Origin of the sequence: Collinsella aerofaciens (assembly GCF_015558785.1) — a bacterium.
In the GTDB taxonomy this organism is placed as follows: Bacteria; Actinomycetota; Coriobacteriia; order Coriobacteriales; family Coriobacteriaceae; genus Collinsella; species Collinsella aerofaciens_P.
The window spans coordinates 1-23278 of record NZ_JADMOP010000017.1 but is presented as its reverse complement, the minus strand read 5'-3'; the positions used below and the strand labels follow the sequence as shown (position 1 = coordinate 23278).

Below are 23278 nucleotides of genomic sequence, written 5' to 3'. Positions count from 1 at the left end.
AGTCACTCGCTCCTACTGTGCGGCCGGAACGTCATCAGGGTGCGGGTTGTCGCCGTAGGTGCGCTGATACGTCAGCACGCGCCACACCAGCGGCAGGCCGCCAATCTTAAAGTAATGCTTAAACGTATTGAGCTTGCCCGGCTTCTTAAAGCCAAAGCGCGAATCGATATAGGCGCGGGACGACTTGACCATCAGGCGCAAGTCGGTCTCGCCACGCGGGTCGAACAGCGACAGATCAAAGCGACCGGCATCCCAATCGGCCTTGAGCTCAGACGAGGCTTTCTTCCAAAACTGCTCACGCAGTTCATCGACCAAACGCTCGTCATTCCAGCGGTACGTATCGACCTTCATGCGCATTAAAATCCCCTGGAGCTGAGCCTTGAGCTCGGGGCGCTCATCCAAAAAGCGCTGCATCTCGGCATATTCGTCGCATACGCAAAACACCTTGTTGGGCGAATTAACGGAGCTCTTCTCGTTATCCTGGCGATAGCACAAAATGGGGTCCGTAATAAACGCGGCACGCTCGGCGCAAGCCCAAACCTTAAAGTTAAAGCCTGCGTCCTGATACGAGGCGCCCGGCGTGGGAAGGAACCGAACCTGATTGTCGTTGAGGAACTCGCGTCGATAAATAGCCGACCATATGGAAGGTTTGCGGTAGAAGATGCCCGGGCGATCGACGGGGCGATACGCGGCGCCCGTCATATGCTCGTCGATAATCCCAAACAGCTCACGTCGCTCGCTGGGCGTGGACCAATACAGATAAAAGTCGCCCTTTACCGCATCGGCATGCTCAGCATCGGCCTTGGCGACCAGCTTTTGAAGCGAATCCTCAAACATAAAGTCGTCGGACTCAAGGATGCCCACGTACTCACCGCGCGCCATCTCCAGGCCACGGTTCATCGAGTCGCCGTAGCCGCTGTTGGCCTTGTCGATCATCTTTACACGGGGGTCGTGCTCCATGTACTCGCGGATGATATCCGGCGAGCTATCGGTGGAGCCGTCGTTGATGCAGATGATCTCGATGTCATTGAGCGTCTGCGCCACGGCGGAATCGAGGCACACGCGCAGATAGCGCTCGACATTGCAAATGGGGACAAGCAGCGAAACTTTAGGGGTATCAGAGTTCTGCAAGAGAACCTCCCGTTGAATAGCGTGTAACAGGGTTATTTTAGCAGCCGAGTTGCGGCGGGCGGCAGCGCTTGGAATTATAGAAAGCGCTCCAGGCAGGCTTTGAGACCGCGAGTCGAAAGATAGAACAGCGTGGCGTCTGCCATCGAAACGCCCGAGGTCGCCGCAACGAGCTTGTGGGCAACACGGCGAACGGCACCCTTAGCAGGCATATCCGCCCACTCCGTTCCCAAAAACGTCGTGAGGTCCATGTTGACGCGAGCCGCCACGCGATGGAAGTCATCGGCATCCAAGCGCGCCAGATCGAACACAATTAGGTCCAAAAACCAAGTTATCAGCTCGCCGGGACACAGGTCCAAAAGACCATAGGCCGCCCAGTCTTCCAAGACCTCCTCGAGCATCTTCATGTGGGCGTCAAGCTTTTTGGCGCGCGCCTCGGCACTGTTGAACTCGTGCGTCGCCGATTCGCTCTCCATCACGTAGTGGTAGAACTTGTCAGGCATGACGACGGTCCTGCGGGCAAGCGCATAAGCCGCAAATTGGAAGACGACGTCCTCGCCCAAAGCCAAACCGGGGGCGAAGCGAATGCCTTCGCGATTGAGCAGCTCGCGCGAAAAAGCCGCACGGCAGGCATAGGGCTGCGCATTCGAATGGAACAGCAGTTGAGGATCGCGGGCGCCGAAGGTACCAGCTTTGGGGCTCATGAGTTGCTGGACGCGTTTGGGGGCAGCATCGGCAGGTTCACAGACGCCGCCAAAAACGGCGGCCTCGGCATCCGCAGACTCCATGGCATGCAGCACGCGCTCGACCGTCTGGGCATCGATGTAATCGTCGGCGTCCACAAAAAAGACGGTCTCGCCCTCGGCGACATCGATACCGGCATTTCGAGCACACGAGACACCCGCGTTTTCCTGGTCAATCACCAGTACGCGATCGTCGGCCTGCGCGATCTGGCGCAACACGTTCAACGAATCATCAGTCGAACCGTCGTTGACGCAGACAACCTGAATCGAACACTCAGACTGGACCAACAGCGAATCGAGGCATCGCTGAATGGAGCGTGCAGAGTTGTAAACGGGGACGACAATGGTAACTTTAGGACACGAGGCCTCTCCCATGCCGACCTACCCCCTCAGCGATTCGATGAGGAAGGCGGCGACCACGCCTGGGCCTCCAACCGAGGCGTAATACTTAGCACGCCCCAAGGCACCATCCGTCGCAAAACTCGGATGCTCGTCAACCCAGCCCTCGGGATCTTTGAGGATGGCAGCGAGATTTGCGCGCTTCCACGGTTTGAGGTCGTCAAGCAAAAACTCCCCCGCGTCCAAGGCCGCCTGAAATTCCTTAGCCATCTGAACCAGGAACTCCTTATAGAACTTAGGCGCCAGGCGCACGTAGTTCCACATGTATGAATCGTACTTAATGAGCTGGTTGAACTTGAGCATGCGCGCGACATCGCCGCTTGCGTGGTCGCGGGCATAATCCTCTCGAATCCAACGCTCAATCTCGGCATACTCGGTATTGACGCAAAAGACCTTAGCTGAAGAATTGACCGAGGAATTCTCGTTGTCCTGGCGATACGACAACACGGCATCGTGCAGGTAAATAGCCTTATCGGCGCACGCGATCACCTTAAAGGCAAATGACGTGTCCTGAAAGGATGCCCCCGGAGTCGGCAGGAACGTAATGCCGTTGCGCTCAAGAAAATCGCGACGGTACACGGCCGACCAAATCGACGGCTTTTGCTTAAAGAACTGCGTCGTATCGCTCGGGTGCACTGGCTTGCCACAGTCCTTGGCTTTAAACATCTCGTGCAGCGAACGGCGCTCCTCGGGCTTAGACCAGTAGAAATCAAAGTTCGCCTTCGCAAAGTCGGCATTATTGCTATCGGCGGCCGAGACAAGCTTTTCGAGTGCGTCGGGCGCCATAAAGTCATCGGACTCCAAGATACCAACGTACTTGCCACGCGCCATCTCCAGACCGTGGTTCATCGAGTCGCCGTAGCCGCTGTTGGCCTTGTCGATCATCTTGACGCGCCCATCGCGCTCCATATACTCGCGGATTATCGCCGGCGAGTTGTCGGTCGACCCGTCGTTAATGCAGATGATCTCAATATCCTTGAGCGTCTGCGCGAGGGCGGAATCGAGGCACTCGCGCAGGTAGCGCTGAACATTGTAAATGGGAATAAGCAGCGACAGAACAGGGCTGCCAGAGGCGTTAGTAGACAAATGTGCTCCTTAGGAAATACCTGTCGTTTCATGGTATCAAAGGGTCAGCGCGCCAGCGGGCGTTTATATAATCTATGGAGCCTCTTGCGGGCAAAGCGGCCCCACGTCATGCGGCGGGCCCATGGCAGGTTCATGCGTTTTATTCAAAGCTTGCCGCCAAGGTGCGCCGAGCCTTTACAATAGGACAGTCCCAAGGACGTATTCGATAGCTTCCGCGCTGCACTCACCCGCCGCGCGTGAAAGGATATATTGCCCCATGCCTTCAACCCTTCCCGCTCCCATCGATAAGCTCGCCATTGTCGTCGTTACGTACAAGCGCCAGGAACTCCTGGCCAACTTGTTCGACTCCATGACCGAGCTTACGGCAGCGCCCTGGCGCATCGTGATCGTCGATAACGAGAATTCGCGTGAGACCGAGGCCATGTGCACCGCATTCAACGAGCGCCTGGCCAACCTGTGGGGCACCGACATCGAACAGCCCGACGCGAAGGGCGGCACTGACCGCGTCATCTACGCACCACAGCTCGAAAACGGCGGCGGTGCAGGTGGCTTCTCCGCCGGCACCAAATGCGCCTACGACCTGGGCGCCCAGTGGTTCTGGGTGATGGACGACGACGTGCTCGTCATCCCCGAAGGCATCGAGCGTCTTGCCAAGTGGACCGACCGCTACGATGTCATCCAGGGTTCGCGCCTGGACTTTGACGGCGGCGCCTTCTTTTGGCAGTACCAGCTCATCCTTTCGCTTGGTATCCCCAACCCCATCGCTAAGTGGGACCTGGGCCCCAAGGGCTACCGCGCCATGAACCAGTTGTGCTTTGAAGGCGGCCTGTTCTCGCGCCGCGTGGTCGACAAGATCGGCCTGCCGGATGCGCGATTCTTCATCTACGGCGACGATGCCTGCTACGGCTACGTGGCCAGCCAGCACTTCCCCGCCGCCGTTGTTGCCGACGTGGTGCTCAAGCGTGCCCGCGCTGTCTCTAACTGGGATATCGCCGGCAAGCGCCAGCTCAACTCTACGAGCGACACCAACCGCTACTACATCATGCGCAACCGCGGTTATCTGGCCCGCTACATGCAGATTTACGGCGACTATCATCCCGCGCTGTTCCGTCTGGGCAACGTCGCGACCTTCTGCAAGGAGTTCATTCGCCTGGCTGCCGTTGACAAGTGCTTTAAGACCGGTATTCCGGCGCTGCGCCGAGGCATGAAGGACGCCCGCAAGATCGTCAAGGATCCCAACTGGAAGCCCATGCCGCCCATGAAGGACACCGAGTAACGGAAGCCGGAAACACCTCGGCGCTTAAAGCCGCTGGCACACCGTAGCCACATGCTGCCCATCAAAACCGAACCCCCAGCGCATGCGACCCACGCCGGGGCGCGGCACACGGATTTCGTCGATGCCGTCGCGCTCTATGTCGAGCAGCGCCTGCACGGCCAGCAATTCCAGGCCCAGCGCATCCACACCGGGGTCATACATCATGTTGATCGTTATCAGCGGACGTTCATCGAGCATACCGATCGTATCGGCTATGTCGAACACGGCGCCCGTAGGAAAAACCTGGATGTCGCAGCGACCCGCGCCACACTTTCGCCTCGAGGCAGGATTGGCATAGCCCGGCAAGCCAAAGCAGAGCCCCTGCAAGAGCAGATGATATGGCAGTGGCGCATCTGGGTCGGTCGCACCGATTCCCGCATCTCCTAAGATGCGGCTTAGCGCCCGCCTCACGGTATCCTCGTTCCCATGGCACAGCCCGTCGCGAAACGCATCGACGTCTCGAATGTCTTCTGCAGCGCACTCAAACCACTCAATAATCACTAGACGCAAGGTCTGGCGAAGCTCGTTATTGGGCAATCGCAAAGCACGGAGGCGATCGCCATGCTCCGGCTCCTCAGTCATATCCGTCGTGAGAAAACCGGACAGATACAGCGCTGTCCACATGCCATCGTCAGGCGAGACATCTGGCTCTGCAGTGCCCAAACAAAGCGGGACCTCAGCGCACCCATGGGCCTCGAGCAAATCAAACAAGACCGAAAGGCGGTCGAGATTCCACCCGGCAACTACCCTACTCAGACAATCGGCATATCCATACAGATCGGCACGCACAGGCGCCGTGCAGCCTCGGCCCAGAAAACCGATCACACGCTCTGGACTCGAGCAATAGGCCCTGCCAAACCGATATCCCTCGAGCCATTCACGCGCATCATCCAGGTATTCCTCGCGCCCAGCATGATTCAACAGAGCCTCGACCTCGGCATCCGAAAAACCGAACCAACGGTCACACCACGCCGACAGCGGCGTCGTCAGACAATACGAGCAGCCGCGCGAAGAAAGCGCCGCTTCGGCGGGACCGGAACACTCCCCCATCAGACACGTCAGCCGCAACGAATCGCGCGCAGTGGCAATGGCGTCAAACAGCGCACGGTCAAGTAGTTCTGCCGGATCGGCGTCGGAAGCGTCCCTCGCGCTCGCACGGCGAGACCACGCCGCATCGTACCCATCAACGAGCAATACAACCTGCTCATCGCAGGCAATCTCCAGCAGCTCTATGAGCACGCCAAGCACCGAGGCGACCTCATCCTCGCTCGCCGCGCCACGCGCAACGCGTTCGATGTGACGCACCTTGTCTCGAGCTAAATCCGGAGCCTCCAAAAGCGCCAGCAGACGAGCGCACTCGCCCGAAAGAGCATCGCGCACGACGTCGGCAATAGCGGCGCCACGCCTCGCAGCGCCAGAAAAGTCCAGCGATATCACCGGATAGCAAGCGTACTCATCCCGATAGCGCCCGCCGTCTGCATCCCAAATCTGAGCATCGGCAAACAAACGCTGACCAGCGCGACTGACCGCCGGACGCTCCAGAAAAGCCCTGAGCATCGACAAGTTCATGCTCTTGCCAAAACCCTCGGGTCGACAGCACACCACAACGGACGCGTCGCAGTCCAACACATCGGCAATAAACATGGTCTTGTCAACCAGCATGCAACGACCAATGGCATCGGCAAAATCATGCACACCGACCGGCAAAACCGCATCATCGACATGGTTGACAAGCCGTACGCCAAAAGTATCGTCACTGTTGCAATACTCCTGTTCAGACACCGTAACTTCTCCCTAAAACGCAGCACGAAGCCCATTGTAGCGAGCAGTTCAAGTGCAACGCTGGATCCGTGCAAAGGCATCGGGCAACGGTAGGAACAAAGGCCTTGAGGGGGCATAACAAATCGTTGTGCAACAAAATGGGGCCCGATGCAACTGCACCGGCCCCCATTGCGAATCTTTAGTTGTCGGGCAACCGAAAGGGACTACTCCTCGGAGTCGTTCTGCCCAGCAGCCTTCTTTTGCTGATCGAGCTTATGCTTGCCACTCACAATAGACGTGGCACCCAGCGTGGCCAAGCTTGCACTGGCAAGGCTCGCCATAACGATAAGGTCGCCCGTCTTGGGCATGTTACCGCCAGATGACTTGGTCGTTGTAGTCGTCGTGGTTGTAGTGGTCACCGTCTTGGAGTCATTTTGCTCTTGGACTTGGTTGTCAGCACCGCTCTTGTCGTCGTCTTCGGGCTGTTTCTTTTCGCCCTCGGTCTTGCTCTCGTCCTTCTTCTGACCGGACTTGTCGCCCTTCTCATCAGAGCTAGGACCCTTATCGGATTCAGCCTTCTCGGAAGCCTTGTCCTTGGAGTCGCCCTTTGCGGCTTCGGTCTTTTCCGTGGAAACCTGATCAGAGTTGTCCTTGTTCTGGGCCGAGCCGTTATTGACGCCAGCCATCAGCGAAGAACCCAGCGTAGAACCAAGCTGCTCGGAGAAAGAAGGCTTCTTGTCCGGCGAAGCAACGGGAGCGTCCGGCGCCTTATTCGAGTCGTCCTTGGAAGCATCGGAATCAGGGGTCGTGTCAGAGCCGGAGCCGTTGTTAGAGCCGGTGTCAACGGACGAATCGCTCGAGCCGGTAGATGAGTTAGAGGTGCCAGCGTCGGTCGAACCAGAAGCGTCGCTGTCCGTATTGCCGGCAGAGCTTGAAGGCGAATCGCTCGCAGCAGAGCCGTTCGAATCGGAGCCGTTCGAGGTAGAGCCGTCGTTGGTAGTGCCACCAGCAGAGCCATTACCGTCAGCATCGGTCGAGGGCGCATCCATCCTGTCATCGTTGGCATCGTCACTCGAGCCGTCATTCGAATCAGGTGTCGGCGAGGGCGCCGGCGCAGGCTCGGGCTGCACGGGCGTCGCAGCGGCAGCGGCCTCGTCCTCGGCGATATAAACCAAGCAGTCCTTCAGCTCGTTGCGGTAGCGGTTCTTCCAGCCCTCATGATACTGGGGCTGACTTGAAAACTTGGTGGCGACATTGTTGACCACGCTATTGGAGAGCGCCGTCGCAAACTCGCGGTCGGACATATCGTTGGAAAGATTCGCCCAGCGGAAGAAGTCTCTGCAGCCACCGGTACCGCACATGTTGGTGATGCTCCACACCATACCCTTGACGCAATCGGCGCGGCCGGAGATGTCAATGCCAAGAGCGCTCTTAAGCCACGCCTCGGTCACCGCATAGTACGAGTTGTACGCATACGCATCCTGCAGAGCCGAAAACTCAGCAGGATCGGTGTTATAAGCACCCTGGAAGGCCTCCTGTGCAATACGGCCCAGCTCGGTAAGCTGGTCGTTCTCGTACATGGCATTGCTCGCGTTGGAAATCTCGCTGCCGCGATCAATCGCATCCTTGAGCATGCTGTATTTTTCGGGGCTGTAGTTGTAGACCTGCTTCATAAACGGAATGAGCGACCAACGGCGGTCGAACTGGTAATAGCCCAGCGCGTTGTAGCCGTCACCATACGAAAAGCCCTGGTTGTAGTTACCATGGCTCTCGTACTTGGTAAAGTACTTCATCTCGGTAGTCACGTTGACAAACGAAACGCCCTGGACCGACCTCAGCACGCCCGAGAAGGACTGCTGGGTGTAGAGACCCTTATCGATATCGGTGGCATCCGAGGCAACGCCTGGCGTGGGCTCCTCGGCAGCGGCGGGTGCCGGCGCGGAAACGGCGCCAAACGAAAGCGCCAGCGTCAGACCCGCGACAATAGCAGAATGCTTGGGCTGCATAAGATCCTCCCTGCATTGGTGTAGTTAAAGTGCAGTTTGCAAAGATAGAATCAGTATTGCAGCTCGTCCGTTGTTGCACAACAACCCCTCGGTAAACGGCAACAACCTTCCGCGAAATCTTAAGGAATTAAACAAACTGGTCGTCGGGCGCCATCAGAAGCTCGCCGTATCGCTCCATCAGCCCGTCCCTCAACTGACAGAAAGCGGGGATATAGACGTTCAAGATGCGCTGAATCAAATCTTGAGCGAGCTTGTTGTCGTAGATATGGACGTTCGTATTGCGGTCTCTGAGCATGTCTAGCCAGGCCGCCTCATCAATAAAGTCGTAGAATCGGTACGACTCCTTCAAGATGGCACGAGGAGACCCCGACGCGGCAAGCGTGGCGCCCTCATACTCGAGCAGACGCTTAAGGAGCTTCCAGCTCAGTTCAAATTGAAGATTGAACTTATTAATTAATCCACTCTGAACAAAATCATTGTTGAGATCCTGATTGGGCGCATCCTCAAGATTCGCCAAGGCGCTAACAAAGTTCTCATATTTTTTCATACAGAATCACACCATCCCTGGCAATCTCATCGAGCAATTGCTGCGATAGGGACTCGTCGAGATTGACGACATCTACATCTAAAAGAGTATCAAGATGTTCCTCGATCAAATATGAGAAACGGCCGAAATCCCGGCAACCTGCTACGGCGATGTCAATATCGCTCTTGGGCAAGTTGTCGCCTCGAGCACGAGAACCAAACAACACGACCTTCTCGGCGTCACATTCCAGAGCAAAAACTTCGATTTGCTTGTACACCTTGTCGAGAGATGTCATTTGCAGCCCTTACAGCTTAATGTCAAAGTTGATCTCGGGAACGGCGGCTAGGTCGGCCAACGTCACGCCGTCGACGTACTTTTCGATCACGTCGTCCAAACCGCGCCAGAACTTGACGGTCGAGCACAAATCGCTGCGGGTGCAGCTGTTGTCGATGCCGTCGCACGCCACCGGAGCCGTGCTGCCCTCGACGGCACGCAGGATGTCGCCGGCACGCACCTCGGCCGGGTCCTTGGCCATCATGTAGCCACCGCCCTTACCGCGCACGCTCTTAAGCAGGCCCGCCTTCATGAGCGGACGAACCAGCTGCTCCAGATACTTTTGCGAGATATGCTCGCGGTCGGCAACCTCGCGCAGGGCAATCTTGCCCTCGGCGTCGCCCAGCGCCGCGATATAGATCATCAGTCGGAGGGCATAGCGGCCCTTAGAAGAAATGAGCATACCTACCCTCCCATCGTTACTGGGACAAAACCAGGCTTGTTTGTCCCAAATCCTATGCACGCGGGGCAAACAAACCTGATTTTATGTCCCTCATCTAAAAAGTCGAGTGGATTAGTCGGGTTTTCCCTTGACTAACGCCGAACCCATAGTAACTTTATTCCGAGAAGATTCCTAGGGTTTAGTACACCTATGAGTACACCATATACAGAGAGGGACAGCATGAGCGCAAATCCGCTGCTTTCCATCGAAGGTCTGACCGCCTCCGTGGACGAGAAGACCATCCTCCACAACGTCAACCTCAACGTCGCCGCCGGCGAGACCCATGTGCTGATGGGACCCAACGGCGCCGGCAAATCCACCCTGGGCCACCTGGTCATGGGCGACCCCGTCTACACGGTCAACGACGGCCGTATCGTCTTTGACCGCCAGGACATCACCGAGCTCACCACCGACAAGCGTTCGCGCGCCGGCCTGTTCCTGAGCTTCCAGGCCCCGGTCGAGATTCCGGGCGTGCCGCTGTCGAGCTTTTTGCGTGCCAGCATCGCCGGCCGTCCCGGCCTGGAGATGAAGGGCAAGGAATTCCGCCGTCGCGTCAAGGAGCTCGCGGCCGAGCTCAACATGGATACCGCCTACCTCAACCGCGAGTTGGGCGTGGGTTTCTCGGGCGGCGAGAAGAAGAAGGTCGAGATGCTCCAGCTTCTGCTGCTGCAGCCCAAACTCGCCATCCTGGACGAAACCGACTCCGGCCTGGACGTCGACGCCCTGTCCACCGTCAGCCACGGCATGGACGCGTACCGCAAGAGCTGCGACGGCTCCATGCTCATCATCACGCACAACACGCGCATCCTGGAACACCTGGATGTCGACCGCGTCCACGTTATGGTCAAGGGCCACATCGTACGCGAGGACGACGCCTCGCTCATTCCCTGGATCGACAAGAACGGTTTTGAGACCTTCGAGCGCGAGGCCGCCGAGCAGCGCGCCCAGGCCGAGGCCGCCGCTGCCGAGCAGCAGGCGTAAAGGGGCGACGCAATGACCAAGAACCGCACCGAGGTCGCGGACATCGACCGCAGCCTCTACGACTTCACCTATGGCGAGGAGGGATTCGAGCGCCTCGACGCCGGCATCACGCCCGACATCGTGCGCGAGATCAGCGCCAAGAAAGACGAGCCGCAGTGGATGCTCGACCTGCGCTTAAAGTCCCTCGAGATCTTCAACCGTTTTCCCGACCCGACGTGGGGCCCCTCCATCGAGGGCCTGGACATGGACAACATCGTCACCTACGTCAAGCCCAACACCGACCAAAAGCACGACTGGGAGTCGGTGCCCGACGACATCAAGAACACCTTTGAGCGCCTGGGCATCCCCGAGGCCGAGCGCAGCTACCTGGCAGGCGTCGGCGCGCAGTACGACTCCGAACTCGTCTACCACAACATGCAGGACACCGCGTCCAAGATGGGCATCGTCTACTCCGGCATCGAGGAGGCCCTGCACGATCCGCAGTGGGAGCCGCTCATCCACGAGAAGTTTATGACGCTCATCCCGCCCACCGACCACAAGTTTGCGGCCCTGCACGGCGCCGTGTGGTCGGGCGGCTCTTTTGTCTACGTGCCCAAGGGCACCAAGCTCGATTTTCCGCTGCAGAGCTACTTCCGCCTCAACGCCAAGGGCGCCGGCCAGTTTGAGCACACGCTCATCATCGTCGAAGACGACGCCGACCTGCACTTCATTGAGGGTTGCTCCGCGCCCAAGTACAACGTGGCCAACCTCCACGCCGGCGCCGTCGAGCTCTTTGTGGGCAAGCGTGCGCACCTGCGCTACTCGACCATCGAGAACTGGTCCAAGAACATGTACAACCTCAACACCAAGCGTGCGCGCGTGGACGAGGACGGCGACATCGAGTGGATCAGCGGCTCCTTCGGCAGCCACGTGGGCTACCTCTACCCCATGAGCGTGCTCAACGGCCGCCGCGCTCGCTCGAGCTTTACCGGCATCACCTTTGCCGGCGCCGGCCAGAACCTCGATACCGGCTGCAAGGTCGTGCTCAACGCGCCCGAGACCTCGGCAACTGTCGAGACCAAGGGCATCTCCAAGAGCGGCGGCATCCAGACGTTCCGCAGCTCTATCGTGGCGACACCCAAGGCTGAGGGCTCCAAGGCAACCGTGAGCTGCCAGTCGCTGATGCTCGACGACCAAAGCCGCTCCGACACCATCCCCGCCATGGACATCCGCGCCAAGAACGTCGACATCGGCCACGAGGCCACCATCGGCCGCATCGGCGACGATAAGGTGTTCTACCTGATGAGCCGCGGTATCTCGGAGGAAGAGGCCCGTACCATGATCGTCAACGGCTTTGCCAACCCGGTCTCCAAGGAGCTGCCGCTGGAGTACGCCGTCGAGATGAACAACCTGATCAAGCTCGAGATGGAAGGAGCGATCGGATAATGAAACAGACCACCAACACCGCTGCTACCATCCTTGAGCAGGTCAATGCGATGCCGGCTGCCACTTGGGGTTGGCTCAAGATGAACCAGACCAAGCTCGAGCTCTCTGACGAGCTTGCCGCCGCTCCCACCGAGGCCGTTGAGGTCGAGGGCTTGGACGAGCAGTTTACCGGCGTGGCAGACGCGTTTGAAGCCGCCATGGACGCTATGGCCGAGCGTTTCCCCGAGCGCCGCGCCTCCGCCCCCGGCGATGCCGCCGACCGCGCCCGTATCACGCCCGAGACCGAACTCGACGTGCCTGCGACCTCCGTCTACCAGGCCGGCGCCATCAAGCTCGAGGAGGAGCTCTCCCCTGCCGAGGCCTTCGAGACTGGCATGGGCGAGGCTGCCTACACCTACCTGGCCGACCACGCTACCAAGCGCATCGTCATCGATGTGCCCGCATACAAGCACGCCACGGTTACCGTGCGCGTGAGCGCTGTCGATGCCGCCGCGGCCATCGCCGCCATCGACGTCGTCGCCCGTCCCCAGTCGACGCTCGATCTACATATTGCCCTAGACTCCCCCGTTACCGGCGAGGGTGTCGTGGGCTCCGTGCTACGCGTGTGCGCCCACGAGTACGCCACCGTCAACGTGACCTGCACGCAGACGCTCGACGATAGCTGGATCGCGCTCGACGACACCGGCCTGTTCCTGGACGAGGGCGCGCGCGTCAACGTGCAGCACACCGTCCTGGGTGCCGGTGCCAGCGCCACCGGCCTCGCCGGCGACCTGTTGGGCGATACCGCCAAGGTCACCATCGATACTGACTACCTGGGCGCCCGAGAGCAGGTGCGCGACTTTAACTACGAGCTGCGCCACCGCGGTCGCAAGACCGAGTGCGAGATCGACGCCAACGGCGTGCTGACCGGCACGTCCAAGAAGGTCTACCGCGGCACCATCGACCTCGTGCACGGCTGCAAGGGTGCAACCGGCACCGAGCGCGAGACGGTGCTTTTGGCCAACAAGGGGGTCGACAACAAGACCGTCCCCGTCATCCTGTGCGACGAGGACGACGTCGCCGGCAACCACGGAGCCACCATCGGCCACGTCCGCGACGAGCAGCTGTTCTACCTCGCCTGCCGCGGCCTTGACCAAAACGCCGCCGAGGACCTGTTCGTCCGTGCCAAGCTGGAGGACGCCGCGCTTTCCGCTACCGACGAGCGCACCCGCGCCGCCGTCGTCCGCCTGGGCAACAACCTGATCGACAACTTTGAAGAGGAGCTCGCATGATCGACACCGAGCACGTTAAATGCGATACCTGTACCGCACCGGAGCCTATGGAGCTCGACGCCAGCGACGAGGCCTCGCGCGGCTGGCCTACCGTCGACATCGAGACCAATCCCTACAAGGCACAGTTCCCGCTGTTCCAGCAACACCCCGAGATCGCCTTCCTCGATAGTGCCGCCACCGCGCAGCGCCCTGCCTGCGTGCTCGACGCCGAGCGCGACTTCTATCAGCGCATGAACGCCAACCCCCTGCGTGGCCTGTACTCGCTGTCCGTCGAGGCCACCGACGCCATCGCGAAAGTCCGCCAGCAGATCGCCGACCTCATCGGTGCCTCACAGGCCAACGAGGTCGTCTTCACCCGCAACACGAGCGAGTCGCTCAACCTGGTCGCCAAGAGCTTTGCACCCACGGTGCTCGAGCCCGGTGACGAGGTCGTCATCACCATCATGGAGCACCACTCCAACCTGATTCCGTGGCAGCAGGTCTGCCGCGAGACCGGCGCCAAGCTCGTCTACCTCTACCCCACCAAGACCGGTCAGCTCACGACCGAGGAGGTTCTGTCCAAGGTGGGTCCCAAGACCAAGATCTTGGCCGTGGGTCAAGTCTCTAACGTGCTGGGCGTCGAGAACCCGGTCAAAAATCTCGGCAAGCTCGTGCACAAGTACGGCGGCTATCTGGTCGTCGACGGCGCGCAGTCGCTGCCGCACATGCCGGTCGATGTGGCCGATCTGGGCGCCGACTTCTTTGCCTTTAGCGCGCACAAGGCCATGGGACCCATGGGCATCGGCGTGCTGTGGGGCAAGATGGACCTGCTCAACGCCATGCCGCCCATGCTCACCGGCGGCGAGATGATCGACTCGGTCACCGAGCAGGACGCCGTCTGGGCGCCCGTCCCCGAGAAGTTCGAGGCCGGCACGCAGGACGCCGCCGGCATCTTCGCCACGGGCGCGGCGCTTGACTACCTGGTCAACACGGTAGGCTACGAAAACATCCAGACCCGTGAGAAGGCACTCGTCCACTACCTGATGGGCGAGCTCATGCAGCTCGACTTTGTCCAGATCATCGGCTCCATCTATTGGGACAACCACCACGGCGTTGTGAGCTTTAACGTCAAGGGCATCCATCCGCACGACGTCGCGAGCATCATGGACATGGACGGCGTCTGCATCCGCGCCGGCCACCACTGCGCGCAGCCGCTGCTTACCTGGCTGGGCGTCGAGAACCTTGCCTGCTGCCGCGCCAGCGTGGCCTTCTACAACGACAAGGCCGACATCGACAAGTTCATCGCCGGTCTGCATCACGTTTGGAGCACGTTCAATGGGTAATCTGTACACCTCCACCACATTTATGGAGCACAACTCGCACCCCGACTATAAGTACGAGATGGATGCTCCCACGCACGAGCACGACGGCATCAACCCCAGCTGCGGAGACGAGCTCACCCTGCAGCTACGTGTCGAGAACAACGTGATCGAGGAGGCCTCCTTTACCGGCCACGGCTGCGCCATCAGCCAGGCCAGTGCCGACATCATGGCCGACCTCATCACCGGCGAGACCGTCGAGGAAGCTCGCCGCCTAGCAGAGCTCTTCCTTGCCATGATCCGCGGCGAGCAGCTCTCCGAGGAGGACCTGGAAGACCTGGACGAAGCCGCCCAGCTCCAGGACATCTCGCACATGCCCGCCCGCGTCAAATGCGCCGAGCTCGCCTGGCGCACCCTCGACGGCATGCTCACGGGACAAAATAATCAGTAGAACTTGTCCCAAATCTTAAGATTTTTGTTGGCCGAATCGCTTGACAAGAGTGGTTCGGCCATTTTCTATTCCGAGAGCTCAGCCTGGGCCTTCACCCGCGCATAAGCGCGCACGATACGAGATACGGTACTCTTGCTGATTCCCGTATACCGTTCGACCTCGCGCACCGTGTAGCCGCCATCGTGCAGAGCGAAAATGATTCTGTCTCGCCGCGAGGGCGCAACGGTCTTGAGTTCGTTGAGCGGAACCCCGAGGCTCTTCGCCATCTTGTCGGCAAAGGCGTGGCGTTCCCACTCCGTCTCTTTCATATCGCACAGCGCTGGCTCACTGCCGTCGGGCGTCGAAAGCGAATAGGCAATAAAGCCCTCGGCAGAGCCAAAAAGCTCAAGCACGCAAGAAGGATCAGAAAATCCCCTCGCGGCATCGGCCACATCACCGTCGTAAGCGCGTAGATGTTCCGGAAAGCTGCTCCAGGGATAACGCTCGATTAGGCTAACGCCCACCTCCTGCGGATCGGCGTGTACAGAGCGAATAGCCTCCATCACCTGCCAGTCGGTATCGAGCGAGCGCCGGTCAAAACGGTTTTGGAACAGATGGCCTGTGCGCCCCGTGCGCTTATTGAACCGCCGCGCGTACGTCAAAAGCAGCCGGTGCATTGCCGCGCTCATCCTGTCCTCGTAATCTGCAAGCACCAAATGCACGTGATTGCCCATAAGGCACCAGGCGATAACCGTCACGCCCTCCTCGCGACAGCACTCGCGCATCAGCTCCAAAAACTCCCACCGGTCGTCATCGCCCTCAAAGATGAGCCGCTTGCCCGTACCGCGGGCACAGACATGGTAAAAGCCGGTAACCGTTCTCCAAACGCGCTGCATGGCGCTCCCTTCACCGGGATCTGCTTGCCATCCAATACAGCACGATTGAAGCGTGCCATCAAAACATTCACGCAAAACAATACACTCGCGCGGCCAAAGGCAGTAATCAGGCGGCGAACGGCACCGTTGCAACAGGTCAACCCCTGCAACGCTTACAAGAGCTGACCAAAAGCTTGCCAAAGACGGACCCCCTCTACGGAAGTTCGCGACCACAGAACATAGCGTTAAACCGTTTCAATTAAAACTTCCGGACTTCTCGCTACGAAAACTGAGCCGTTCGCCGAATATTCCGTGCATTTCGCGGTATTATAGGGGCTGCATGTCATGTCCCTTTCGAAGGGTCGCCCGGCAATCGCCAGCCACGACCCCCAGACGGGACGCCAACACGATAGAGAGGAGAGGCATGCAGTACTCACAGGAAGTGGAGAACATGTGCCCCGTTGCCAAGGGTGCATACCACGGCCCCGCACCCATCCCCGAGGAGGGCAAGTGGGTCCAGGCTAAGGAGATTTCCGACATCTCCGGTCTTACGCACGGTGTGGGTTGGTGCGCACCTCAGCAGGGCGCCTGCAAGCTCACGCTGAACGTCAAGGACGGCATCATCGAGGAGGCCCTCGTTGAGACCATCGGCTGCTCGGGCATGACCCACTCTGCCGCCATGGCTTCCGAGATCCTTCCCGGTAAGACCATCCTCGAGGCCCTCAACACCGACCTCGTCTGCGACGCTATCAACGTTGCTATGCGCGAGATCTTCCTGCAAATCGTTTACGGCCGCAGCCAGACCGCGTTCTCCGAGGGCGGCCTGCCCGTGGGCGCCTCCCTCGACGACCTCGGCAAGGGCCTTCGCTCTCAGGTCGGCACCATGTTCGGCACCAAGGCCAAGGGCGCTCGTTACCTCGAGCTCGCTCAGGGCTACGTCACCCGCATGGCTCTCAACGACAAGAACGAGATCATCGCATTCGAGTTCCTGAACCTCGGCAAGTTCACCGACGCCGTCAAGGCCGGCAAGACCCCCGAGGAGGCCATCGCTGGCGCTATGGGCCACTATGGTCAGTGGGAGAACGCTGCCAAGTACATCGACCCGCGCACCGACGAGGAGACTCACTCCGTCGCCAGCGTGTTCCCGGTTCACGAGTAGAAAGGGAGGGAAATAACTATGACTGTTACGTTCGAAGGTTACGAGCGCCGCGCTGACAAGATCAACAAGTGCCTCGCCGACAACGGCATCGCCTCCCTCGAGGAAGCTCTGCAGATCTGCACCGACAAGGGCTTCAACCCGCGTGAGATCGTCAACAACACCCAGTCCATCGCCTTCCAGAACGCCGAGTGGGCCTACACCCTCGGTTGCGCTCTCGCTGTCAAGCGTGGCGCCAAGTCTGCTTCTGAGGCTGCCGCCATCATCGGCGAGGGCATCCAGGCCTTCACCGTTCCCGGCTCCGTCGCCGAGGACCGCAAGGTCGGTCTGGGCCACGGCAACCTGGGCGCTATGCTGCTCTCCGACGACACCGAGTGCTTCGCCTTCCTGGCCGGTCACGAGTCCTTCGCTGCCGCTGAGGGTGCTATCGGCCTGGCTCTGAACGCCAACAAGGCTCGCAAGAAGCCGCTGCGCGTTATTCTCAACGGTCTGGGCAAGGACGCCGCTCAGATCATCGCCCGCATCAACGGCTTCACCTACGTGAAGACCCAGTTCGACTACTTCACGGGCGAGCTCAAGGTCGTCGAGACCATCCCCTACTCCGATGGTCCCCGTGCCGCCGTCAACTGCTACGGCGCCGACGACGTCCGCGAGGGCGTTGCCATCATGTGGCACGAGAACGTCGACATCTCGATTACCGGTAACTCCACCAACCCCACGCGCTTCCAGCACCCCGTCGCTGGCACCTACAAGAAGGAGCGCCTCGAGGCTGGCAAGAAGTACTTCTCCGTCGCTTCTGGTGGCGGCACTGGCCGTACCCTGCACCCGGACAACATGGGCGCCGGCCCTGCCTCTTACGGCATGACCGACACCATGGGCCGTATGCACTCCGACGCCCAGTTCGCCGGTTCTTCCTCCGTGCCTGCGCACGTCGACATGATGGGTCTCATCGGCATGGGCAACAACCCCATGGTCGGTGCCACCGTCGCCTGCGCTGTCGCCGTCGAGGAGGCCCTCAAGGCCTAATCGCACCCGCGCGATGCTCATATAGTTGAGCTTTGGAGCCGCTACCTTTCGAGGTAGCGGCTCTTTTTGTTTGCCCCGTCTCAAATTGGTTACTCTTATTAAAGGGTCCGATGTATCAGTTGCGGTGAAATACGGACTGAATTGCATCCATACAGGCCAAAACAGTCCGTATTCCACCGCAACTTATCAAATGGGCCGACCGAAGTGGCCGAGTCCACCTGACGCCCACCTGCCATATTTGCCCTTTACCGATTTGCCGGGTCTTTGCGGCCCCATTGCCGATCACCCGTGCGACAATGCGCCGGACGAGAAAGGAATCCGATGGAATCGACTGATGTACTGGTAATTGGATCTGGCATTGCGGGCCTTTGTGCCGCCATCGAAGCGGCACGCACGGGCGCAACCGTCGCTGTGGCAAGCGCCGGCAAGACCATGAGTGGATCGAGCTTCTTCCCTGGAACCTGGGGCCTAGGGCTTATCGGACCCGTTAACGAAGACGACGAACAAGACCTCATCGACACCATCCAGACCGTCGGCGGCGGTGTCGCCGACCCCGAGCTTGTCCAGACGTTTGTCCACGGCATTCCCCAGGCAATTGAATGGCTCGAGCAAGACCTGGGCGTTGAGCTCAAGCGTCCGCAAAACGCTGAGAGCGCTCAGCAAAAGCAGTTTATCCCCTGCTTTGACCACAAGACGCGCATGTGGCGCGGCCTCACCCGCAAGCCCCTTGAGGACGCTCTGACAGCCCGGATCGAGTCGCTCGGCATTCGCCTGCTCCCCCGCCATGAGCTTATCGACCTTATTGAGGACACGAACGGCAGAATCACCGGAACCGTGCTCTACAACCTCACCGAAGATCGAATCGTGCCCTTTGCTACCAAAGCCACGATCATCGCAGCCGGTGGCACGGGTGGCCTGTTCGAGCGAAGCCTCACTTCCGCCGACGTGCTCAGCTCATCACAGGCCATCGCGCTGGCGCACGGCGCATCGCTTACTAATATAGAGTTCATGCAGATGATGCCCGGCTTCATCGAGCCCAAGCGCAACCTTGTCTTTAACGAGAAGACCTGGCGCTACGTACATGTAGACCAGCCGGCAGATATTGCCGACGACAAGCTGGACGACCTGCTCGAGCAGCGCTCTGGATATGGTCCCTTCACGTCACGCTTGGCCTCCCGCGCTATCGATCTCGTCATCGATCAGGCAGGTGTCGAAGGCCTGGCACTCCACTACGACTTCCCCCGCGAGGATGTCCCAGAGTTTGTGCAGACCTTTGCCACCTGGCTGCAAGACGAGCACGGCATCGCCCCGACTGACGAGATGCGCGTTGCGATGTATGCCCACGCCGCTAACGGCGGCATCAAGATCGATAAGACCGCGTACACGGGCGTTGAGGGTCTCTACGCTTGCGGCGAGGCGACAGGCGGCATGCACGGAGCCGACCGCATTGGTGGCTTGTCAAGCGCCAACGGCATCGTGTTCGGGCGCATCGCAGGCGCATCGGCAGCCCTTGCAGCGCAGAAAGAGCCTGAGACAGCCCTGAAGGCGGATATCGCCCTCCCCCACTACGGCATTGCCACAACAGATGCCGAACGCCTGACACACGGCCTTAAGCACACGATGAGCACCTATTGCATGATCAACCGAACCGAGACGGGCCTATCCGAGGCTCTGCAACAGCTTGAAAGCCTGCAAGACAAGGCCATGGCGCTGAGCAAGCCGCATGCCGATGACAGCGAGATCGCAGCCCTCGCCCGCCTACAGTCGCAGATTCGACTAGCACAGGAAATGGTCAAAGCCATGCGCAAGCGAACTGAAAGCTTAGGTTCGCACTATCGAGCAGACTAAATCGATTCTCACTTTGAGTTTGATCACAACTTCTCAACATGCATCGAGCCCCGTAAGCATGATTCCCCTAAGGAGAACACGCCTACGGGGCTTTAGCCGTGTTTCCCTAAGGGAATCACGGTGCAGATTACTCAGCTCCGTGCCCTTTCGGGTTCGCCCCATGCGTGGTCAACAAAAAACGACCAGCCTGAGCCAGTCGCTTTAACAATCTTTGGGTGGGCCGTCAGGGGGTCAGCCTGCTTTGCAGGCGACCGCTGCGGCGCCAAGGCGCCTTGCGCGCTACGCTGGTAAATGCTTACGTATTTCCTCAGCTCCGCGCCCTTACGGGTTCGACCCCATGCGAGGTCAACAAAAAAGCGACCAGCCTGGGCCGGTCGCTTTAACAATCTTTGGGTGGGCCGTCAGGGGGTCGAACCCTGGACCTTGGGATTAAGAGTCCCCTGCTCTACCAACTGAGCTAACGACCCAAAGCTAAAGTCCGTTGTGGCGGACTTTAGAGGAGATATCGTGTGGTGGGCCGTCAGGGGGTCGAACCCTGGACCTTGGGATTAAGAGTCCCCTGCTCTACCAACTGAGCTAACGACCCGATATCAACACGAAGCAAGAACTGGGGTGGGTAAAGGGACTCGAACCCTCGACCTACGGGACCACAACCCGTCGCTCTAGCCAACTGAGCTACACCCACCGTGTCCTGTGCGCTTCGCGCTCGACTATTATTGCAAGGAACGCCACGCGATGCAAGCCCCAATTTTCAAGAATTTTGAAAAGAGTTTTTCGGATCCATTTCGAGCAAATCCCACCGGTTTCATAGGAGTAAACTTGCCCCACTGCAAATGCTCGAAAGGACCGGCATGAAAGAACTCTCCAACCGCACGGCAACGTTTACCGATTCGGTCATCCGCCGTATGACGCGCATCTCCAACAAGTATGGCGCCGTCAACCTGTCGCAGGGCTTCCCCGACTTCGATCCCCCGGCGCAGCTGCTCAATAGTCTGGGCACCATCGCCACCGACCCCAAGCCGCTTTACCACCAGTACTCCATCACCTGGGGCTCCCAGGCCATGCGCGAGGCGCTCGCCGCCAAACAGGAGCACTTTATGGGCATGCCGGTGAACCCCAACGAGAATATCGTAGTCACTTGCGGCTCCACCGAGGCCATGATGGCCGCCATGATGACGGTCACGAACCCCGGCGACAAGGTCGTCATCTTCTCGCCGTTCTACGAGAACTACGGCGCTGACACCATTCTCTCGGGAGCCGAGCCCATCTATGTGCCGCTCAACCCGCCCACCTTTGACTTCGACCGCGAGGTCCTCGAGGCGGCCTTCCGCGACAACGACCCAAAGGCCATCGTCCTGTGCAACCCTTCCAACCCCTGCGGCAAGGTCTTTACGCGCGAGGAGCTCACCTTTATCGCCGACCTCTGCAAAAAGTACGACGCCTATTGCATCACCGACGAGGTATACGAGCACATCGTCTACGCACCCCATGAGCACGTCTACATGGCCACGCTGCCTGGCATGTTCGAGCGCACCATCAGCTGCAGCTCGCTGTCCAAGACCTACTCCATCACCGGCTGGCGTCTGGGCTACACTATCGCCCCTGCCGAAATCACCGAGCGCATCAAAAAGGTCCACGACTTCCTCACCGTGGGCGCCGCCGCTCCCCTGCAGGAAGCCGTCGTCACCGCCCTCAACTTCGACGACAGCTATTACGATGAGGTCCTTGACCTCTATGCCGCCAAACGCGACCTGTTCTGTCAGGGGCTCGATAGCATCGGTCTTGAGCATAACGTGCCACAGGGCGCCTACTACGTCATGATGGACATCTCTGAGTTTGGCTATGACAGCGACCTCGAATTCTGCGAGGACCTCGCGTCTAAGGTGGGCGTGGGCGCCGTGCCCGGCTCGAGCTTCTTCCGCGAGCCCGTCAACCACCTGATTCGTTTCCACTTTGCCAAGCGAGACGAGACGCTTAACGCGGCATTGGAGAACCTCAAGTCGCTACGTGATAAAATCAAGCCGCGCGGGTAAGGACAGCCCGACAACTAGAGCAACCAAAGAAGCCCCGCACCGCCCACCGCGTTGCGAGGCTTCTTTCTATAGCGCTTTCTTAAATGGTTTAGAGCTCTATACTTTAGTCACGGAGCAACTCGTCCCAGAGAGAGGAATACTATGGCAGAACAGCAGCTTATCGGAGCGCTCGAGGCCGGCGGCACCAAGATGGTCTGCGCCACGGGCTATGCAGACGGTACGGTCCTGGAGCGCGAGCAGATCGCGACCACGACCCCGCAGGAAACCGTCGAGGCCGTCAACGCATGGTTTGCCGACAAGGGCATCGCCGCGCTGGGCATTGGCGCCTTTGGCCCTACCGCAGTCAACCCCGCCTCGCCCCAATACGGCAAGATCCTGGAGACGCCCAAAACGGCATGGCGCTACTTTGACCTGCTGGGCACTATCCAAAACGAGCTCAATATCCCCTGCGGCTACGATACCGACGTCAACGTCGCCTGCCTGGGCGAGGTCACGTTTGGTTGCGCCAAGGGCCTTACCGATGTGGTCTACCTGACCATCGGCACCGGCGTGGGCGCCGGCGTGCTCTCGGGCGGCAAGCTCGTGCACGGCATGATGCATCCCGAGGCCGGCCACATCCTGGTCACGCGCGACCCGCGCGACACCATCGGCGAGCATAGCGCCTGCCCCTTCCACGACAACTGCCTAGAGGGCCTCATCGCCGGCCCCGGCGTTAAAAAGCGCTGGGATGGCAAGAGCGCCGGAGACATGGCCGATGACCCGGAAGCCATGGACCTGCTCGCCGGCTATCTGGCACAGGCGCTCATGACCTACACGCTGTGCTACGCGCCGCAAAAGATCATCATCGGCGGCGGCGTGGCCGACCACACCCCCATCGTGCCGCTCGCACGCAAAAAGTGCGCCGAGATGCTCAACGGCTATATCGTCACGCCCGAGGTCAACGACATCGATAACTACATCGTCAACAACAGCCTCGAGGGCAAGCAGGGCATCATGGGCTGCCTGGCCCTGGGCGCACAGGCGCTTCAGTAGCAGACGCACCCACAGGGCGTGGCGGGCTCGGCAAATCCAACCTACGGAACGACGCCACCACGCCCCATATAAGCCCTCAAATAAAAAGGCTCTGTTAGACCAGAATTGACATATAGGTGATGCCACCGTGGTATAATGAAACCAGCAACCACGGCATTGGAGCA

The 23278-nt window shown here is 59.6% G+C and carries 20 protein-coding genes and 3 tRNA genes; 11 read left to right on the top strand and 12 right to left on the bottom strand.

Features of this window, described 5'->3' with window-relative positions; genetic code table 11:
- Positions 1 to 12 precede the first annotated feature (12 nt).
- The 3 genes from I2G40_RS08125 to I2G40_RS08115 form a co-directional block, all read right to left on the bottom strand.
- Positions 13 to 1131: a glycosyltransferase family 2 protein gene (locus tag I2G40_RS08125; protein ID WP_195544760.1), complete on the bottom strand. Its 1119-nt coding sequence runs from the start codon at positions 1129 to 1131 to the stop codon at positions 13 to 15.
- 74 nt (positions 1132 to 1205) lie between these two features.
- Positions 1206 to 2246, bottom strand: coding sequence for a glycosyltransferase family 2 protein (locus tag I2G40_RS08120; protein ID WP_195246958.1), 1041 nt, complete (start codon positions 2244 to 2246; stop codon positions 1206 to 1208).
- A 6-nt stretch (positions 2247 to 2252) separates the two neighbouring features.
- On the bottom strand, positions 2253 to 3356 hold the full coding sequence (locus tag I2G40_RS08115; protein WP_195544759.1) for a glycosyltransferase family 2 protein: 1104 nt from the start codon (positions 3354 to 3356) through the stop codon (positions 2253 to 2255).
- A gap of 256 nt (positions 3357 to 3612) precedes the next feature.
- Here I2G40_RS08115 and I2G40_RS08110 point away from each other — a divergent pair, with 256 nt between their 5' ends.
- Positions 3613 to 4632: a glycosyltransferase gene (locus I2G40_RS08110; RefSeq protein ID WP_161145066.1), complete on the top strand. Its 1020-nt coding sequence runs from the start codon at positions 3613 to 3615 to the stop codon at positions 4630 to 4632.
- 24 nt (positions 4633 to 4656) lie between these two features.
- On the opposite strand, the gene I2G40_RS08105 is transcribed toward I2G40_RS08110, so the two are convergent.
- The 5 genes from I2G40_RS08105 to I2G40_RS08085 form a co-directional block, all read right to left on the bottom strand.
- Complete coding sequence (locus I2G40_RS08105) at positions 4657 to 6453, bottom strand: AAA family ATPase (RefSeq protein WP_195544758.1); 1797 nt, start codon at positions 6451 to 6453, stop codon at positions 4657 to 4659.
- A 203-nt stretch (positions 6454 to 6656) separates the two neighbouring features.
- The gene (locus tag I2G40_RS08100) at positions 6657 to 8438 is read right to left on the bottom strand and encodes a VgrG-related protein (protein WP_195544757.1); all 1782 of its coding nucleotides are present in this window, start codon (positions 8436 to 8438) and stop codon (positions 6657 to 6659) included.
- A 127-nt stretch (positions 8439 to 8565) separates the two neighbouring features.
- Positions 8566 to 8985 (bottom strand): HI0074 family nucleotidyltransferase substrate-binding subunit, encoded by a 420-nt coding sequence (locus tag I2G40_RS08095; protein ID WP_055286557.1) that lies wholly within the window; start codon positions 8983 to 8985, stop codon positions 8566 to 8568.
- Positions 8972 to 9259 (bottom strand): nucleotidyltransferase family protein, encoded by a 288-nt coding sequence (locus I2G40_RS08090; protein ID WP_195544756.1) that lies wholly within the window; start codon positions 9257 to 9259, stop codon positions 8972 to 8974. The genes I2G40_RS08095 and I2G40_RS08090 overlap by 14 nt, the downstream gene beginning before the upstream one ends.
- A gap of 9 nt (positions 9260 to 9268) precedes the next feature.
- Positions 9269 to 9700: an RrF2 family transcriptional regulator gene (locus I2G40_RS08085; protein WP_055310594.1), complete on the bottom strand. Its 432-nt coding sequence runs from the start codon at positions 9698 to 9700 to the stop codon at positions 9269 to 9271.
- 219 nt (positions 9701 to 9919) lie between these two features.
- Here I2G40_RS08085 and sufC point away from each other — a divergent pair, with 219 nt between their 5' ends.
- From sufC to sufU, 5 genes are read left to right on the top strand one after another with little or no spacing between them, the layout of a single operon-like run.
- Positions 9920 to 10720, top strand: a complete 801-nt coding sequence (gene sufC / locus I2G40_RS08080) for a Fe-S cluster assembly ATPase SufC (RefSeq protein ID WP_117839753.1) — start codon at positions 9920 to 9922, stop codon at positions 10718 to 10720.
- A gap of 12 nt (positions 10721 to 10732) precedes the next feature.
- Positions 10733 to 12145, top strand: a complete 1413-nt coding sequence (sufB, locus tag I2G40_RS08075; protein WP_022094821.1) for a Fe-S cluster assembly protein SufB — start codon at positions 10733 to 10735, stop codon at positions 12143 to 12145.
- Positions 12145 to 13416, top strand: a complete 1272-nt coding sequence (locus I2G40_RS08070) for a SufB/SufD family protein (protein WP_118065031.1) — start codon at positions 12145 to 12147, stop codon at positions 13414 to 13416. Before sufB ends, I2G40_RS08070 begins: the two co-directional genes overlap by 1 nt.
- Positions 13413 to 14738 carry an aminotransferase class V-fold PLP-dependent enzyme gene (locus tag I2G40_RS08065; RefSeq protein WP_229090724.1) on the top strand — a complete coding sequence of 442 codons (1326 nt, stop codon included), beginning with the start codon at positions 13413 to 13415 and terminating at the stop codon, positions 14736 to 14738. The genes I2G40_RS08070 and I2G40_RS08065 overlap by 4 nt, the downstream gene beginning before the upstream one ends.
- On the top strand, positions 14731 to 15165 hold the full coding sequence (sufU, locus tag I2G40_RS08060) for a Fe-S cluster assembly sulfur transfer protein SufU (RefSeq protein WP_117583738.1): 435 nt from the start codon (positions 14731 to 14733) through the stop codon (positions 15163 to 15165). The genes I2G40_RS08065 and sufU overlap by 8 nt, the downstream gene beginning before the upstream one ends.
- 65 nt (positions 15166 to 15230) lie before the next feature.
- Here sufU and I2G40_RS08055 read toward each other — a convergent pair whose 3' ends face one another.
- Entirely contained in the window at positions 15231 to 16040 is an 810-nt protein-coding gene (locus tag I2G40_RS08055) for a transposase (protein ID WP_195544755.1), read from the bottom strand.
- Positions 16041 to 16443: 403 nt separating this feature from the next.
- On the opposite strand from I2G40_RS08055, the gene I2G40_RS08050 reads away from it, so the two are divergent.
- The 3 genes from I2G40_RS08050 to I2G40_RS08040 all read left to right on the top strand — a co-directional run bounded on the left by I2G40_RS08050 (position 16444) and on the right by I2G40_RS08040 (position 20049).
- Complete coding sequence (locus tag I2G40_RS08050) at positions 16444 to 17178, top strand: iron-sulfur cluster assembly scaffold protein (protein ID WP_006235554.1); 735 nt, start codon at positions 16444 to 16446, stop codon at positions 17176 to 17178.
- Positions 17179 to 17196: 18 nt separating this feature from the next.
- Positions 17197 to 18201, top strand: a complete 1005-nt coding sequence (locus tag I2G40_RS08045) for a GGGtGRT protein (protein ID WP_006235553.1) — start codon at positions 17197 to 17199, stop codon at positions 18199 to 18201.
- A gap of 321 nt (positions 18202 to 18522) precedes the next feature.
- Positions 18523 to 20049, top strand: coding sequence for an FAD-dependent oxidoreductase (locus I2G40_RS08040; protein WP_195544754.1), 1527 nt, complete (start codon positions 18523 to 18525; stop codon positions 20047 to 20049).
- A gap of 394 nt (positions 20050 to 20443) precedes the next feature.
- Here the strand turns inward: I2G40_RS08040 and I2G40_RS08035 are convergent.
- From I2G40_RS08035 to I2G40_RS08025, 3 genes are all read right to left on the bottom strand, one after another.
- Positions 20444 to 20516, bottom strand: a tRNA-Lys gene (locus I2G40_RS08035).
- A 43-nt stretch (positions 20517 to 20559) separates the two neighbouring features.
- A tRNA-Lys gene (locus I2G40_RS08030) sits at positions 20560 to 20635 on the bottom strand.
- A gap of 22 nt (positions 20636 to 20657) precedes the next feature.
- Positions 20658 to 20734 (bottom strand) — tRNA-His (locus I2G40_RS08025).
- 166 nt (positions 20735 to 20900) lie between these two features.
- On the opposite strand from I2G40_RS08025, the gene I2G40_RS08020 reads away from it, so the two are divergent.
- Positions 20901 to 22082, top strand: a complete 1182-nt coding sequence (locus I2G40_RS08020) for a pyridoxal phosphate-dependent aminotransferase (RefSeq protein WP_195364012.1) — start codon at positions 20901 to 20903, stop codon at positions 22080 to 22082.
- 141 nt (positions 22083 to 22223) lie between these two features.
- Entirely contained in the window at positions 22224 to 23114 is an 891-nt protein-coding gene (locus I2G40_RS08015; RefSeq protein WP_117746673.1) for an ROK family protein, read from the top strand.
- Positions 23115 to 23278: the final 164 nt, after the last annotated feature.

Bases quoted from the DNA above. Each gene is read 5' to 3' on its own strand.
- I2G40_RS08120 (WP_195246958.1), bottom strand. From the start codon at position 2,246: ATGGGAGAGGCCTCGTGTCCTAAAGTTACCATTGTCGTCCCCGTTTAC.
- I2G40_RS08110 (WP_161145066.1), top strand. From the start codon at position 3,613: ATGCCTTCAACCCTTCCCGCTCCCATCGATAAGCTCGCCATTGTCGTC.
- I2G40_RS08100 (WP_195544757.1), bottom strand. From the start codon at position 8,438: ATGCAGCCCAAGCATTCTGCTATTGTCGCGGGTCTGACGCTGGCGCTT.
- I2G40_RS08095 (WP_055286557.1), bottom strand. From the start codon at position 8,985: ATGAAAAAATATGAGAACTTTGTTAGCGCCTTGGCGAATCTTGAGGAT.
- I2G40_RS08090 (WP_195544756.1), bottom strand. From the start codon at position 9,259: ATGACATCTCTCGACAAGGTGTACAAGCAAATCGAAGTTTTTGCTCTG.
- I2G40_RS08085 (WP_055310594.1), bottom strand. From the start codon at position 9,700: ATGCTCATTTCTTCTAAGGGCCGCTATGCCCTCCGACTGATGATCTAT.
- sufC (WP_117839753.1), top strand. From the start codon at position 9,920: ATGAGCGCAAATCCGCTGCTTTCCATCGAAGGTCTGACCGCCTCCGTG.
- sufB (WP_022094821.1), top strand. From the start codon at position 10,733: ATGACCAAGAACCGCACCGAGGTCGCGGACATCGACCGCAGCCTCTAC.
- I2G40_RS08070 (WP_118065031.1), top strand. From the start codon at position 12,145: ATGAAACAGACCACCAACACCGCTGCTACCATCCTTGAGCAGGTCAAT.
- I2G40_RS08065 (WP_229090724.1), top strand. From the start codon at position 13,413: ATGATCGACACCGAGCACGTTAAATGCGATACCTGTACCGCACCGGAG.
- sufU (WP_117583738.1), top strand. From the start codon at position 14,731: ATGGGTAATCTGTACACCTCCACCACATTTATGGAGCACAACTCGCAC.
- I2G40_RS08055 (WP_195544755.1), bottom strand. From the start codon at position 16,040: ATGCAGCGCGTTTGGAGAACGGTTACCGGCTTTTACCATGTCTGTGCC.
- I2G40_RS08050 (WP_006235554.1), top strand. From the start codon at position 16,444: ATGCAGTACTCACAGGAAGTGGAGAACATGTGCCCCGTTGCCAAGGGT.
- I2G40_RS08045 (WP_006235553.1), top strand. From the start codon at position 17,197: ATGACTGTTACGTTCGAAGGTTACGAGCGCCGCGCTGACAAGATCAAC.
- I2G40_RS08040 (WP_195544754.1), top strand. From the start codon at position 18,523: ATGGAATCGACTGATGTACTGGTAATTGGATCTGGCATTGCGGGCCTT.
- I2G40_RS08020 (WP_195364012.1), top strand. From the start codon at position 20,901: ATGAAAGAACTCTCCAACCGCACGGCAACGTTTACCGATTCGGTCATC.
- I2G40_RS08015 (WP_117746673.1), top strand. From the start codon at position 22,224: ATGGCAGAACAGCAGCTTATCGGAGCGCTCGAGGCCGGCGGCACCAAG.